General features: G+C 56.6%; 11 protein-coding genes. 6 read left to right on the top strand and 5 right to left on the bottom strand.

Annotated features, from left to right (window positions below):
- Positions 1-9 precede the first annotated feature (9 nt).
- The gene (locus QQJ87_RS10400) at positions 10-942 is read left to right on the top strand and encodes a hypothetical protein (RefSeq protein ID WP_284281638.1); all 933 of its coding nucleotides are present in this window, start codon (positions 10-12) and stop codon (positions 940-942) included.
- Here the strand turns inward: QQJ87_RS10400 and clpB are convergent.
- Positions 917-3,508 carry an ATP-dependent chaperone ClpB gene (clpB, locus tag QQJ87_RS10405; protein ID WP_284281639.1) on the bottom strand — a complete coding sequence of 864 codons (2,592 nt, stop codon included), beginning with the start codon at positions 3,506-3,508 and terminating at the stop codon, positions 917-919. The two genes, QQJ87_RS10400 and clpB, sit on opposite strands and share 26 nt — an antisense overlap.
- 117 nt (positions 3,509-3,625) lie before the next feature.
- Between clpB and QQJ87_RS10410 the strand changes: the two genes are divergently transcribed.
- The 5 genes from QQJ87_RS10410 (at position 3,626) to QQJ87_RS10430 (ending at position 10,595) form a co-directional block, all read left to right on the top strand.
- Positions 3,626-4,150 (top strand): hypothetical protein, encoded by a 525-nt coding sequence (locus tag QQJ87_RS10410; protein WP_284281640.1) that lies wholly within the window; start codon positions 3,626-3,628, stop codon positions 4,148-4,150.
- Positions 4,151-4,241: 91 nt separating this feature from the next.
- On the top strand, positions 4,242-5,417 hold the full coding sequence (locus QQJ87_RS10415) for an efflux RND transporter periplasmic adaptor subunit (RefSeq protein ID WP_284281642.1): 1,176 nt from the start codon (positions 4,242-4,244) through the stop codon (positions 5,415-5,417).
- 12 nt (positions 5,418-5,429) lie between these two features.
- Positions 5,430-8,573: an efflux RND transporter permease subunit gene (locus tag QQJ87_RS10420; RefSeq protein ID WP_284281644.1), complete on the top strand. Its 3,144-nt coding sequence runs from the start codon at positions 5,430-5,432 to the stop codon at positions 8,571-8,573.
- Positions 8,566-10,008, top strand: a complete 1,443-nt coding sequence (locus tag QQJ87_RS10425) for an efflux transporter outer membrane subunit (RefSeq protein ID WP_284281645.1) — start codon at positions 8,566-8,568, stop codon at positions 10,006-10,008. Before QQJ87_RS10420 ends, QQJ87_RS10425 begins: the two co-directional genes overlap by 8 nt.
- The gene (locus tag QQJ87_RS10430) at positions 10,005-10,595 is read left to right on the top strand and encodes a TetR/AcrR family transcriptional regulator (protein ID WP_284281646.1); all 591 of its coding nucleotides are present in this window, start codon (positions 10,005-10,007) and stop codon (positions 10,593-10,595) included. Before QQJ87_RS10425 ends, QQJ87_RS10430 begins: the two co-directional genes overlap by 4 nt.
- Here QQJ87_RS10430 and hemW read toward each other — a convergent pair.
- The 4 genes from hemW to dinB are packed head-to-tail and all read right to left on the bottom strand — an operon-like array spanning position 10,592 to position 14,356.
- Positions 10,592-11,809: a radical SAM family heme chaperone HemW gene (hemW, locus tag QQJ87_RS10435; RefSeq protein ID WP_284281647.1), complete on the bottom strand. Its 1,218-nt coding sequence runs from the start codon at positions 11,807-11,809 to the stop codon at positions 10,592-10,594. The two genes, QQJ87_RS10430 and hemW, sit on opposite strands and share 4 nt — an antisense overlap.
- 4 nt (positions 11,810-11,813) lie before the next feature.
- On the bottom strand, positions 11,814-12,440 hold the full coding sequence (gene rdgB / locus QQJ87_RS10440) for an RdgB/HAM1 family non-canonical purine NTP pyrophosphatase (protein ID WP_284281648.1): 627 nt from the start codon (positions 12,438-12,440) through the stop codon (positions 11,814-11,816).
- The gene (rph, locus tag QQJ87_RS10445; protein WP_284281650.1) at positions 12,437-13,156 is read right to left on the bottom strand and encodes a ribonuclease PH; all 720 of its coding nucleotides are present in this window, start codon (positions 13,154-13,156) and stop codon (positions 12,437-12,439) included. The genes rdgB and rph overlap by 4 nt, the downstream gene beginning before the upstream one ends.
- Before the next feature lie 30 nt (positions 13,157-13,186).
- Positions 13,187-14,356, bottom strand: coding sequence for a DNA polymerase IV (dinB, locus tag QQJ87_RS10450; RefSeq protein WP_284281651.1), 1,170 nt, complete (start codon positions 14,354-14,356; stop codon positions 13,187-13,189).
- Positions 14,357-14,389: the final 33 nt, after the last annotated feature.

Consider the following 14,389-nt stretch of genomic DNA (forward strand, 5'->3'; position numbering starts at 1 on the left):
TGCCAAACCATGCGAACATCTCACACGGACGAGGCTGGTCCAACGGGCAGCCTCAGTTCGCAAACTGACCGACCAAACACACCCCAAACCGCTGCAGAAAGCAGCCGCGCGGCACATCAGCTTGCAGACACATTGCTGACACAGGCAGATTTTGATCCAGCAACAGTCCAGATCGTTAAAACAGGCTTGCCGAGCCATGAATTGGACAGCGGCGGCTTGCGAGCCATGTTCAACAAATTTGCAAGCAGGAAGGGTCTCGGACAATTGTTCGAAGCGGTGTCTTGCCCAGCCAGGGTGAAGCGGCACAACACCTCTGCCTGGATTACAGGGCGGATCAAACAAAGAGACTATGTACTGGCCAGGGTGCCAATCGACGTCATTCGGTCTCAACACAGCATTGACGGAATTGCCATCGAGAAAACTGCACAACGGGCCGAGGCGGTTCTCGGCTGGTTGATTCAAAACCCGAAACAAACGACGATCAACAAAGGCACACTGGAAACCCTTGCATGCTCAAACGGTGCACTGAAGGTGGGATGCCACAGCAAAAGCCAGTTGGTCACACTGGACGGGGTGGGTCGTCTGGAGGCGATTCGACAGGCCAAAGAGGCCTACACCCAACAAACTGGTCGGACCCACCCATTGAGTCACATTGAATGCTATGTGACTCGGCTCAAAGAGGATGAATACGAGAGCCTTTACCGAACAAGCAGCTATTTCCGGGACGACGAGGGTGTGCAGCTTGAGAAACCCCAGCACGACCTGGCCCCTTATTCAGGCATTCCAAGGTTGCTGGTCGGGACAGCAATGAACCTTGTCAAACAGACGATAGAACCGGGCCTGGAAAGACTCAATGGCGAATTCGACAGACGGGTTCCAGATGGCTTTTTTCAGGAACCCGCTGCGTCAAACCCGATCAGTGAACAACCCGCTCAAAGGTAAACTGCCCTTCCTTGAAATCGACGGGCACCACATCGTTTGGCCCAAAGCGGCCTTCCAGAATCATTTTGGCCACAGGGTTTTCGATCAACTGCTGAATGGCGCGCTTCAATGGGCGCGCACCATACAGCGGATCAAACCCAGCCTTGACCACTTCTGCAATGGCCGCGTCTGACACCTCCAGACGCATGTCGCGTTTGGCCAGTCTTTCCTGAACGGATGCCAACTGAATTTTCGCGATGTTGGCAATGTGGGCGTTGTCCAGCGCGTGAAACACCACAATTTCGTCCACCCGGTTAATGAATTCAGGCCGGAAGTGCTGTTTGACCTCGATCATCACTGCTTCTTTGATGACCTCCGAACTTTGCCCAGCCAAGCGCTGAATTTCATGCGACCCCAGGTTGGACGTCATCACCACCACCGTGTTTTTAAAGTCCACCGTGCGGCCTTGCCCATCGGTCAAACGGCCATCGTCCAGCACCTGCAGCAAAATATTGAACACGTCCGGGTGCGCTTTTTCCACCTCGTCCAGCAAGATCACGCTGTAGGGTTTGCGACGCACGGCCTCAGTCAGGTAACCCCCTTCGTCGTAGCCCACATAACCGGGGGGCGCACCCACCAAACGGCTGACGCTGTGCTTCTCCATGAATTCACTCATGTCGATTCGAATCAGGTGGTCCTCAGAATCAAACAGGAAGCCAGCCAGCGCTTTGCAAAGCTCGGTCTTCCCGACACCCGTGGGACCCAAAAACAGGAATGAGCCTAGGGGCTTGTTGGGATCAGACAAGCCAGCCCGCGAGCGGCGAATGGCATCTGACACCAGCGTGCAGGCCTCGTCTTGACCGACCACACGCTTGTGCAGCACGTCCTCCATTTTGAGCAGCTTTTCACGCTCGCCCTGCATCATTTTGCTGACCGGAATGCCAGTGGCCCGGCTGACGACTTCTGCAATTTCTTCGGCACCCACCTGGGTGCGCAGCAAGCGGTTTTGTGGCTTCTCGCCACCCACTTCCTTGGCACTGGCTGCGTTCAATTGCCCCTCCAGCGCGGGCAGCTTGCCGTACTGAAGCTCAGACACTTTTTGCCAATCGCCTGCACGCTTGAATTTTTCGATGTCGGCGCGCACGCGGTCAATTTCTTCCTTGATGGCGGCACTGCCCTGCACTGCCGCTTTTTCGGATTTCCAGATCTCTTCCAGATCGGCGTATTCACGCTCCAGCTTGTCGATTTCTTCCTCGATCAAGCCCAGGCGCTTTTTGGAGGCATCGTCGGTTTCACGCTTCACGGCCTCGCGTTCAATTTTCAACTGAATCAGCCGACGGTCGAGCTTATCCATGACCTCGGGCTTGGAATCGATTTCCATCTTGATGCGGGCAGCGGCCTCGTCGATCAGGTCGATTGCCTTGTCGGGCAAGAACCGGTCCGTGATGTAACGGGCTGACAGTTCAGCGGCCGCCACAATCGCGGGGTCGGTGATGTCCACGCCATGGTGAAGTTCGTAGCGTTCCTGCAGACCGCGCAAAATGGCAATGGTACTTTCAACGGAAGGCTCGCCCACCAGCACTTTCTGGAAACGGCGCTCCAGCGCAGCGTCTTTTTCGATGTATTTGCGGTATTCGTCCAGCGTGGTGGCGCCGATGCAGTGCAATTCGCCGCGAGACAAGGCGGGCTTGAGCATGTTGCCGGCGTCCATGGCGCCATCGGCCTTACCAGCACCCACCATGGTGTGAATTTCATCAATGAAGACAATGGTTTGGCCTTCATCGGCGGCCACGTCTTTCAGCACGGCTTTCAGTCGTTCTTCAAACTCACCCCGATACTTGGCACCAGCCAGCAACAAGGCCATGTCCAACACAAGCACTCGTTTGTTTTTCAGGGTATCAGGCACTTCGCCATTGACAATGCGCTGAGCCAAACCTTCCACGATCGCGGTTTTGCCCACGCCGGGTTCACCGATCAACACCGGGTTGTTTTTGGTGCGGCGCTGCAAAATCTGGATGGCACGGCGAATTTCATCGTCGCGGCCAATCACCGGGTCGAGTTTGCCCTGGCGTGCCCGCTCGGTCAGGTCAATGGTGTATTTCTTCAATGATTCACGTTGCGCTTCGTCGTCTGCGCTTTGCACAGTGGCGCCACTTCTCAAGCTGTCAATGGCGGCGTCCACCGCCTTTTCGCTCAAGCCGGCCTCCTTCAGGGCCTTTGCAACGCCAGACGCCTCATGAAAACAGGCCAGCAGAAAGAGTTCACTGGCGACAAACTGGTCACCCTTCTTCTGGGCCGCCTTGTCAGTCAGGTTCAACGAGCCCTGCAAACGGCTGCTGATCTGCACCTGCCCGGTGTTGTTGCTGACCACAGGAAGGTTGGCAACCTCGGCTTCAAGCCCCTTTTTCAGTTGACCCAGATTGCCGCCAGCTTTGCTGACCACGCCACGCACCGTGCCCTCGGTCTGATTGACCAGAGCAAGAAGCACGTGCGCAGGCTCGATGCTGGGGTTGTCTTTTGCAACGGCCATGCTTTGCGCATCGGCCAAAGCTTCCTGAAATTTGGTGGTTAGACGGTCTAAACGCATGGTGCATGCATCCTTTTAAATGAATTGAATTGCCAACTGCCTGCTACTGAAATAGAGTCATCAGATAGAAATTCAAGCCCGGCTATAATCACCAAAGCGCAATTACAACCTACGGCCATGTACATCAAGCAACTTCAACTAGCTTACGCGCCTGAACACGATCGCATATTGATGCGGATCAACTCCTCTGACAATCAAGAGGTGCGTTGCTGGCTGACCCGGCGGATGGTCAGGTTGCTGGTGCCCGGGCTGGACGACATGATGCAGCGCCTGCTGGCCAGCGACCGCCCCCTGAATGAAACCGGACGCAAAGCACTGCTGGAGATGAGTCGCGAGGTCTCCCTGTATTCGGCCGATTTCAAGTCAAAGTTCAATGACAAAGACACCACAACGCCATTGGGCACCGAACCACTGCTAATCACCCAGATTGAACTCAAGCCCATTCACGAACCCGGCAAAACCGACATTTTGTTGAAATTGACAACCTCAGATGCGCGGGGCTTCGAAATCCGCATGGCAGAACAGCTTCAGCACGGGTTTGCTGACCTGCTGATTAAAACCTGTACACAAGCCGTTTGGGGGCTTGAATTCAAATCAACCTCTAGCATCATTGAACGCCCTGAAAGTCGTCACCTGAACTAAACTGAACGCCCATTCAGTAAAAACCCCAGTACACAGATTGCCCAAGTCGTGAAAAAATGAACGTTCATTCAGTTTTTGAAATGGACTCTTCATGCAGTACCTTCCCAAACAACGTTCTTTGTGCACGGCAATTGCAATGGCGTGCAGTCTGTTGGTGCTTTCTTCCTGTGGAAAAGGCGAATCGGCCAAAGCCGCCAACCAGGCCTCTGTGGCCAAGGTCGGTGTTGTTGTGGTTCAAAGCAAGCCCTTTGAGCAGTACTCCGAACTTCAGGGCCGAACCTCGGCCTATCTGGTGTCAGAGGTTCGGCCACAGGTGTCGGGCATTGTCCAGAAACGTTTGTTTGTCGAAGGTGGACTGGTTAAAGCCGGCCAATCTTTGTATCAAATCGACCCATCTACCTATCAGGCCACCTACGCCAGCGCCAAAGCCGCGCTAGAAAAGGCACAGGCCAATCTGGCTGCAGCCAAGGTGAAGCAGGCCCGTTACCAGGATCTGGTGAAAATCAATGCAGTCAGCCAACAAGATTTCGACGATGCAAACGCTGCCCTAAAGCAGACGCAAGCCGATGTGTCTGCCGCACAGGCTGCGGTGGACGCTGCGCGCATCAACCTGGCCTACACACAAGTCAAGGCGCCCATCAGTGGCCGGATAGGTCGCTCAAGCGTAACGCCGGGTGCCTTGGTTCAACAGGGCCAGGCCACCGCGCTGGCCACGATTCAACAGCTTGACCCGATTTACGTCAACCTGACCCAATCCACCACAGACCTGCTGGCGCTGAAGCGCCAACTGGCCAGTGGAAAGTTGGAAAAAACCAGCAAGGGCGGCGCCAAGGTCAAATTGACGCTGGAGGACGGCACCCCCTACCCCAAGGATGGCGATTTGCAGTTCTCCGATGTCACGGTCGACCCCACCACCGGTTCGGTCACTTTGCGTGCGGTGTTTCCAAATCCGGATGGTCTTTTACTGCCGGGTATGTATGTTCGCGCCGCATTGAATGAAGGCACGCTGAAAAACGCCATTCTTGTTCCACAACAGGCCATTGCCCGCGACAGCACGGGCTCAGCCGTCGCCTTGGTGTTGAATGACAAAAACATCGTTGAGCAGCGCCGCGTTGAGACCGAAAAGGCTGTGGGCGACCAATGGCTGATCGCCAGTGGTCTGAAAGCCGGAGACCGCCTGATTGTGCGCGGTCTTCAGAAGGTGAAGCCTGGTCAGCCGGCAGCTCTGCTGGACGACGACAAGGCACCCGAAAAAAAGGACCAATAAGGAGTTTGCAGCATGTCCCGTTTTTTCATTGATCGCCCCATTTTTGCATGGGTGATTGCGATCGTCATCATGCTGGCTGGTGTGCTTGCCATTCGGGAACTGCCGATTGAGCAGTACCCGGACATTGCCCCGCCAGCAGTGACCATCTCCACCACCTACCCAGGTGCCTCTGCCGAAACCCTTCAGAACTCAGTCACGCAGGTGATCGAACAGCGCATGACAGGGCTGGACGGACTTCGCTACATGAAGTCCACCAGCGATTCATCCGGTCAAGTGCGTATCGAGTTGAGCTTCAATGTGGGCACCAACCCCGACATTGCGCAAGTGCAAGTGCAAAACAAGCTGTCGCAAGCACTGCCCGTGTTGCCCAGTGCGGTACAGCGCCAAGGTGTGGTGGTCACCAAAAGTGCCACGGGCTTTCTGGAAGTGATTGCCTTTACCAGCGACGACCCGAAGTACCAGTCCACCGATCTGGCCGACTTTGTGGCCACCAACATTCAAGACACCATCAGCCGCGCCAAGGGTGTGGGTGAAATCACGATTTTCGGCGGGCAGTACGCCATGCGGATCTGGCTGGACCCGCACAAGCTGCAGCAGTACAACCTCACCGTGGCCGACATCAAAAGCGCCATTGTTGCGCAAAATGCGCAAGTGTCTGCAGGCGAGCTGGGTGGTTCACCCGCCGTTGACGGGCAGGCTTTGAATGCGACCATTACCGCGCAAAGCCAGTTGCAAACACCTGAACAATTTCGCCAAATTCTGCTGAAAAGCAGCACTGACGGTGCAGCAATTCACTTGGGTGATGTGGCGCGTGTTGAACTGGGCAGCGACAACTACACCTTCCAGCCCAGCTGGAACGGCAAGCCCTCGGCTGGTTTGGGCATCCGGTTGGCATCGGGTGCAAACGCGCTTGACACCGTAGACACCGTGAATGCCGAAATGAAGCGGCTGGAACCCCTGTTGCCACCAGGCATGCACTACAACGTGGTGTACGACACCACGCCATTCGTCAAGCTTTCGATTCAGGGCGTGATCGAGACACTGCTGGAAGCGATTGTGCTGGTGTTCATGGTGATGTACCTGTTCTTGCAGAATTTCAGGGCCACCCTGATCCCGACGATTGCCGTGCCGGTGGTGCTGATGGGCACCTTTGGTGTGCTGGCTGCGTTTGGTCTGACCATCAACACGCTGACCATGTTTGCGATGGTTTTGGCAATTGGTTTGCTGGTGGACGACGCCATTGTAGTGGTTGAAAACGTGGAACGGGTGATGACGGAAGAAGGCTTGTCACCGAAAGAGGCCACCCGGCAATCCATGGATCAGATCACGGGGGCCTTGGTCGGTATTGGTCTGGTGTTGTCCGCCGTGTTTATACCCATGGCCTTTTTTGGTGGTTCAGCCGGTGTGATTTACCGACAGTTCTCGGTGACGATTGTGTCGGCAATGGCCTTGTCGGTGCTGGTTGCGCTGGTGCTGACCCCGGCCCTGTGCGCCACGCTGTTGAAGCCGGTTCACAAAGGCGAGACCCATCACGCCGGTGGCCCTCTGGGTCGCCCTGTGACGGCCTTCAACAACCTGTTCAACGCGATGACCTTGCGTTACCAAAACGCCGTGGGCAAGCTGTTGGCCAAGTCAACCCGCATGTTTGTTCTGTACGGTGCGGTGTTTGCGGTCATGGTTTTCATGTTCCACAAGTTGCCAACCTCTTTCCTTCCGAACGAGGATCAGGGTGTGTTTTTCATCCAGGTGCAATTGCCACCGGCTGCCACCAAAGAGCAAACCTCCAATGTGCTCAAGAAAGTTCAGCATTACTTTCTGGTCGATGAAAAGAAAAACGTGCAGTCCCTGTTCACGGTGGCTGGTTTCAGCTTTTCAGGCACCGGGCAAAATTCTGGCCTTGGTTTTATCAAGCTGCGCGACTGGAAGGAAAGACCTGGCCCCGAGAACAGTGTGGATGCGGTGGTGGCGCGTGCGTCCAAGTTCTTTGCAACCATTCCGGATGCACAGGCGTTTGCTTTTGCGCCACCGGCCATTCGGGCCTTGGGCAATGCAAGCGGCTTTGACCTGTTTCTGCAAGACCGCGCTGGCTTGGGCCGCGATGCCTTGTTGAAAGCGCGTGGCCAATTGCTGGCTGCGGCCTCAAAAAACCCGGAGGTCACGAAGGTGCGGCCCAATGCCTCCCCCGATGTGCCTCAGTACCACCTGGACATTGACGCCATCAAGGCGGGCAGCATGGGCGTCAGCATGGCCGACGTCAATGACACCTTGTCCACGGCCTGGGGTGGAAACTATGTCAACGATTTTCTGGATCGTGGCCGCGTGAAAAAAGTGTACGTGCAGGGCGATGCGCCCTTCCGGATGCTGCCACAAGACCTCAATGACTGGTATGTGCGCAACAAACAAGGCCAGATGGTCGCATTTTCCAACTTTGCGACCTCCAAATGGACAGTGGGTGCGCCGCGTCTTGAACGCTACAACGGTCTGCCCGCTGTTGAAGTGCTGGGCGAGGCTGCAGCGGGTAAAAGCACAGGCGATGGCATGAACGCCATGGAAGACATTGCCAAACAGTTGCCGCCTGGTTTGGGCATTTCGTGGACCGGCCTTTCTTACGAAGAAAAGCAGACCGGGTCGCAAGCCTACTTCCTGTATGCCATTTCATTGCTGGTTGTGTTTCTGTGTCTGGCAGCCCTTTATGAAAGCTGGTCTGTGCCCTTTGCCGTCATTCTGGTGGTGCCACTGGGTGTGGTCGGCGCTTTGCTGGCCACGGGCATGCGCGGGCTGGCCAACGACATCTACTTCCAGGTGGCCTTGCTGACCACAGTGGGTCTGTCCTCGAAAAACGCCATTCTGATTGTTGAATTTGCCAAGGAACAGGTGGACAACGGCGTGGGTTTGGTCGAGGCCACATTGAACGCGGTGCGCATGCGTTTGCGCCCGATCGTGATGACCTCGCTGGCGTTTGGACTGGGCGTGTTGCCCTTGGCCATTTCCACAGGCGCGGGTTCAGGAAGCCAGAATGCAATCGGCACTGGTATTTTGGGCGGCACGATTACAGCCACCGTGTTGGGTATTTTCTTTGTGCCCCTGTTTTTTGTCGCTGTGCGGCGCGTGTTCAGCAAGCGCACGGGCAGCAAGGAGTTGTCTCACAATGAGTAAAGCATTCAAAGCCCAAAGCGGTATGGCCTTGAAACGCCTTTCCATGGCCAGCGTGGTGTTGCTGAGCGCATGCAGCACGCTAGCCCCCACGTACCAACAACCCGAGACCGCGGTTACACCCAACTGGCCTGCTGGCAAAGCGTACGCAATCGACCAACCAAGCGGTGTCGCGGTCAGCCAGATCACATGGAAAGACCTGTTCAAGGAAGACTCCATTAAACAAGTGATTGGCATGGCCCTGCAAAACAACCGCGACCTGAAGGTGAGCGTCTTGAATGTGGAGCGTGCGCAGGCCCTGCTGGGTGCCCAACGCGCTGCTTACTTTCCGACCATCAGCGCAGACGGCGCGGGTTCACGCCAGAAATTGCCTGCGTCGGTCACGAATGGCCGTTCAACAGCCAACACGCAGTACAGCGGCACTGTGGGCCTTGCCACTTACGAACTCGACTTTTTCGGCAAGGTACGCAGCTTGAATGACGCGGCGCTGAACACCTACCTCAGCACCGAACAGGCACAGCACAGTTTTCAACTGGCGTTGATTGCCGACACGGCGTTTGCCTGGTACACGCTGAGTGCCGATCGGGCCCGACTGGCTTTGGCGCAAGACACGCTGAAAAATCAGCAAACTGCGCTTGATCTGATCGAGAAGCGATTCAAGCTTGGCGTGGGCACTGAACTGGATGTCAACCAGGCCAGAACCACGGTTGAATCGGCCCGTGCGGATGTTGCCCGGTACACCCGTCTGGCTGCACAAGACCTTAACGCCCTGAACCTGCTGACCGCCCAACCCGTGCCTGAAAAATGGCTGCCCAAAGGCGAGCTGGACGACAGCACAGCCATGATCGACCTGAAAGCAGGTTTGCCATCCGACGTTTTGCTTCGCCGCCCCGATGTGAAGGCAGCCGAATACCAACTGAAGGCGGCAAATGCGAAAATTGGTGCGGCGCGCGCAGCATTTTTTCCGTCGATTACCTTGACTGGCAGTTACGGCAGCGCCAGCAACCAGTTGTCAAACCTGTTTGAAGCAGGCACCGAAACATGGACGTTCATACCGAAAATCAGCTTGCCCATTTTTGATGGTGGCCGCCTGCAGGCCTATCTGGATGTCAGCAAAATTGACCAGAAAATTGCCGTGACCAACTATCAGAAGGCCGTTGAAACGGCGTTTCGGGAAGTGGCAGACGCCCTGGCCGCCAAAGGCACATTGAACACCGAGCTGCAGGCCCAGCAAAACCTGGTGGACGCCAGTGCGGCAAGTTACAAACTGTCCAAAGCGCGGTTTGAAGGGGGCGTGGACAGTTATCTTCAGGTGCTGACCGCGCAACAGGCGTTGTACACCGCTCAACAAAACCTGATTGCCACCCGATTGCTGAAAACCAGCAACCTGGTCACCTTGTACAAGGTGCTTGGCGGTAGTTGGGGGGCAAATTCATGAACTCGCCCGCACTGAGCCACAAGGCCGAACTTCGTCGACAGCAAATTCTGGATGCCGCTGGGCAATGCTTTAAAAAAAGCGGCTTCCACGGGGCCAGCATGTCAGAAATTGCCAAATCGTTTGGCATGAGCGCCGGCCACATCTACAACTACTTCGACAGCAAGGAAGCGATCATCGAGGCGATTGTTCAACAGGACATGGAGCACTCGCTGGAGAAGATCGCCAATCTGCACGGCAAGGGCGACTTGTTGGGAGCCATTCTGGCCACGGTGGATGAAGGGTTGCAACGGCGTATTCAACGCAGCGCGCTGGACACGGAAGTGTTGGCGGAGGCGTGCAGAAACCCGAGGGTGGCCAAAATCATTCAGGAGGCAGACCTCACCATTCGCGGAAAGCTGCAGGCCCTGTTGACCGAAATCGTCAGTGCCAAAACACCACGTTGCCCAAAAACCATCGGGGCAAAGGCGGCCGTGTTGATGGCACTGTTCGATGGCATGATGATTCGTGGCATACGCCAGCCAGACCTGAACCAGCCTGAATTGGCCAAAACCCTGCGCTGCGCAATTCGCGACTTGTTGGACAACTAGCGCAAAAACAGGCTCTGCAGGTCGTTCAAAAAGCGAATGCCCAATTCAGTGGGCTGAAACACCCCTGGTTTGTTGTGCATCAGTTGCTTGCCCAAGGCCTCGCGCAGCGGGGCCTGAAGATCGGTCACTGGGCGACCGCATCGCTCGGTGAAATACTGCTCGGGCACCCCGTCCAGTAGACGCAGCGCATTCAGCATGAATTCAAACGGCAGCTCTGTAGCCTTCAGCTCACGCACCTCAAACCCTGCCCCGCCAGCCATGGCCTCCTGCATGTAGGCTTGCGGGTTTCGCAGGCGTGTTTCACGCTCAATGCGATTGGGGTAAGTGATCTTGCCGTGTGCGCCAGCACCAATGCCGAGGTAGTCGCCAAAGGTCCAGTAGTTCAGGTTGTGCTGACAACGATGGCCAGGCTTTGAAAACGCCGACACTTCATAACGTTGGTAGCCTGCGGCGGCCGCTTTCGCGTGCACGGCGTCTTCAATGTCGGCCAGGGTTTCCTCAGCGGGCAACAATGGGGGCTTCACGGCGAACTGGGTGTTGGGCTCTAGCGTCAACTGATACAGCGACAAGTGCGTGGGGCCAAGCTCGATGGCTTGCTGCAAGTCGGCCAGCGCCTGTTGCGGGGTTTGATCGGGCAGGCCATACATCAAATCCAGATTGACTTCATCAAACAGGGCGATCGCGCTTTCCGCAGCCTCAACCGCTTGCCTGCCTTGGTGAATCCGCCCAAGGGCGGACAGGTGCGAGTCGGAAAAACTTTGAACCCCGATGGAAATCCTGCTTACACCCGCCTTTTTAAAGCCTTCAAAACGGGCTTGCTCGAAAGTACCGGGGTTGGCCTCCATGGTGATTTCACCCGTGCCGGGCATGCCCAGCCGCGCACGCACGGCGCCCAGCAACTCGTCAATCAGCTCGGAGTGAAACAGCGAAGGGGTGCCACCGCCGATGAAAATGGTGTGCAGCTTTCGCCCCCACACCTTGGGCAACTGGGCATTCAGGTCTGCAATAAGGGCATTCAGATATTGCCGCTGCAGGGCGATGGGCAAACCATGGTCTTCCTGACGGTCGGAGCCTTGCGCCAAATGACTGTTGAAGTCGCAGTAGGGGCACTTTTTCACACACCAGGGCAGGTGAATGTAAAGGCTGAGTGGTGGCAGCGCCGTGAAGGTGAGATCACTGGGCTTGAAAATTTGCGTGACCAGATTCAAGGCCATGTGATCAACCCTGCCTGACCAGATTCAAACGTTGCTGCAACTCGGCCAGCAAAGCCTGCGTGGCCTGCGCGCGGTGGCTGTGCAGGTTCTTCAGGTCTTTGGGCATTTCAGCGGCTGTACACTGGTGGGCGGGCACCCAAAAATGCGGATCGTAACCAAAGCCGTGTTCACCGCGGGGCTGGTCGATCACCTCGCCAAACCACAGCTTTTGGGCAATGGTGGGCGTGGGGTCATCGGCGTGGGCCACCCACACCATGGCGCAGACAAACCAGGCGCGGCGGTCTTCAACGCCTTGCAGGTTTTCAATCAGTTTGGCGTTGTTGCTGGCGTCGCTTTTTTCCAGCCCGAACAAGGTGGCGTATCGCGCTGACAGCACACCAGGCGCGCCTTGCAGGGCTTGCACACACAGGCCAGAGTCGTCTGCCAAGGCAGGTCGGCCCGTCAGTCGGCTGGCGTGGCGCGCTTTGGCCAAGGCGTTTTCAACAAAGGTGTGAAAGGGCTCTTCCGCCTCGGGCACACCCAATTCTGACTGGGGCACCCAAGTAATGCCCCAAGGGGCAAACAAGGCAGAGAATTCCTTCAACTTGCCGGCATTGCCACTGGCCAGCACCCAGACGTCGCTCGTGTTCATTGTGCTTTCTGCTGACGAATCAGCTCGGCAATGCCCGCACCTGCACTGTCCAGCATGGCGTTCAATTCCGCACGGCTAAACGCGGCGCCTTCGGCTGTGCCCTGCACTTCCACAAAGCCGCCATGCTCGGTCATGACCACGTTGAGGTCGGTCTCGCATTGGCTGTCCTCGTCGTAATTGAGGTCAAGCACCACCTGTCCGTTCACCACGCCCACGGACACGGCCGCCACGTACTGGGTGATGGGGGACTCTGTCAGCGCACCGCTGTCCAGCAGGGTTTGAACGGCATCGGCCACCGCCACCATGGCACCCGTGATTGAGGCGCAACGGGTGCCGCCGTCCGCCTGAATGACGTCACAATCGATTTTCAGGGTGCGCTCACCCAGCTTTTCAAGATTGACGGCTGCGCGCAACGCGCGACCGATCAAGCGCTGAATTTCCTGAGTACGGCCACTCTGCTTGCCCTTGGCGGCCTCACGGTCCATGCGGGTGTGGGTAGAACGAGGCAACATGCCGTATTCCGCGGTCAACCAACCCTGGGCCTTTCCTTTCAGGAATGAAGGCACCTTGTCTTCGACTGAGCAGGTGCACAGCACGTGGGTGTCACCCATCTGCACAAGCACCGACCCTTCTGCATGGCGGGTGTATTTGCGCTGAATGCGCACGGTGCGCAGTGCTGTGGGGGTTCTTCCATCGGGACGGGTGGCCTCGGTCATTGCATTCTCCATGTTGATACTTGTCGGGCATTATCGCGCATCTTCTTCCCACAACGGGAGCTGGTCGGGCTGGTCTGCCAATTCCATGTGGGACAGATGGCTTGCCTTAACCCCGAGCAATCGGATTCGCGAACGCGGATGGTTGGACGCAGAGGTGTCGAAAGGCACCTTTTTCAAACATTCGCGCGCGGCCTGCAAAATTTCAGTGGCGCTGCTCACGGTGTGACCAGGCGTGTGGTCGCGCGTCACACTGGTGAAATCGGGGAAGCGGACTTTCAGGCCAATGGTGCGGGCCTTCAGTTTTTTGCGCTCAAGGTCACTGGCCAGCTTGTCCGTCAAGCGGGTCAGAATGGCGGTCAGGGCTTCCCTGTCGCGGCGAATGTGAAGGTCATTCTCGAACGTGGTTTCACGGCTGATGGATTTGGGGTCGCCGCCCAGGCTCAATTCCCGTCGGTCTATGCCACGGGCACATTCATACAGCCACAGGCCATAACTGTTGCCAAAGTGGGCCTGCAATTGGGGCAATGGGGCCAAAGCCAGTTCACCCACGGTGCGGATATTCAATTCGATCAGTTTGGCTTGCGCCTTGGGACCTATCCCATTGACCTTGCCCACTGGCAATGGCCACACCACAGTTTCAAATTCATGGGGCCTGACAAGGGTCAAACCATCGGGCTTTTGAAGATCTGAGCAGATTTTGGAGGTCAGCTTGTTTTCTGACAGCCCAATTGAGCAGGTCATGCCACCAGTGGCGTCTTTCACGGCCTGTTTCAATTGCGCGGCCAACTGCCGGGCTTTCTCAAAGTCACCCTGCGTCTGCTCAGTCAAGTCCAGGTAAATTTCGTCCACCCCCCTGTTTTCCATCACGGGCGTCAGTTGCAGCACGGCTTCCTTGAAGCGGCGCGACAGGGTTGAATACCACTCGAAATCAGCAGGCAACAAGATGGCCTGGGGAGCCAGTTTGGCGGCGCGCATGGTGGGCATGGCCGAGTGCAAGCCCAGTTTTCGGGCCTCGTAATTGGCTGTGGTCAGTACCCCCCTGCCCTGGTATTGGCCCAGCAAGGGGAAATCTTGCCCAGGCAAGGGTTGAATGCCCCGACGACCACCCACTGCAACGGGACGTCCCTTCAAACGGGGGTCTCGCACCAGCTCTGCGCTGGCATAAAATGCATCCATGTCGAGATGTGCAATGATTCTCATCAAACGCCCGGTGTACTGCAAGCTTCACAGCTT

The organism is Limnobacter litoralis (assembly GCF_030160455.1).
Taxonomy (GTDB): Bacteria; Pseudomonadota; Gammaproteobacteria; order Burkholderiales; family Burkholderiaceae_B; genus Limnobacter; species Limnobacter litoralis.

Excerpts from the sequence above, each read along its gene's own strand:
- clpB (WP_284281639.1), bottom strand. The coding sequence starts at position 3,508 with ATGCGTTTAGACCGTCTAACCACCAAATTTCAGGAAGCTTTGGCCGAT.
- hemW (WP_284281647.1), bottom strand. The coding sequence starts at position 11,809 with ATGGCCTTGAATCTGGTCACGCAAATTTTCAAGCCCAGTGATCTCACC.
- QQJ87_RS10430 (WP_284281646.1), top strand. The coding sequence starts at position 10,005 with ATGAACTCGCCCGCACTGAGCCACAAGGCCGAACTTCGTCGACAGCAA.
- rdgB (WP_284281648.1), bottom strand. The coding sequence starts at position 12,440 with ATGAACACGAGCGACGTCTGGGTGCTGGCCAGTGGCAATGCCGGCAAG.
- dinB (WP_284281651.1), bottom strand. The coding sequence starts at position 14,356 with ATGAGAATCATTGCACATCTCGACATGGATGCATTTTATGCCAGCGCA.
- QQJ87_RS10410 (WP_284281640.1), top strand. The coding sequence starts at position 3,626 with ATGTACATCAAGCAACTTCAACTAGCTTACGCGCCTGAACACGATCGC.
- rph (WP_284281650.1), bottom strand. The coding sequence starts at position 13,156 with ATGACCGAGGCCACCCGTCCCGATGGAAGAACCCCCACAGCACTGCGC.
- QQJ87_RS10420 (WP_284281644.1), top strand. The coding sequence starts at position 5,430 with ATGTCCCGTTTTTTCATTGATCGCCCCATTTTTGCATGGGTGATTGCG.
- QQJ87_RS10415 (WP_284281642.1), top strand. The coding sequence starts at position 4,242 with ATGCAGTACCTTCCCAAACAACGTTCTTTGTGCACGGCAATTGCAATG.
- QQJ87_RS10425 (WP_284281645.1), top strand. The coding sequence starts at position 8,566 with ATGAGTAAAGCATTCAAAGCCCAAAGCGGTATGGCCTTGAAACGCCTT.
- QQJ87_RS10400 (WP_284281638.1), top strand. The coding sequence starts at position 10 with ATGCGAACATCTCACACGGACGAGGCTGGTCCAACGGGCAGCCTCAGT.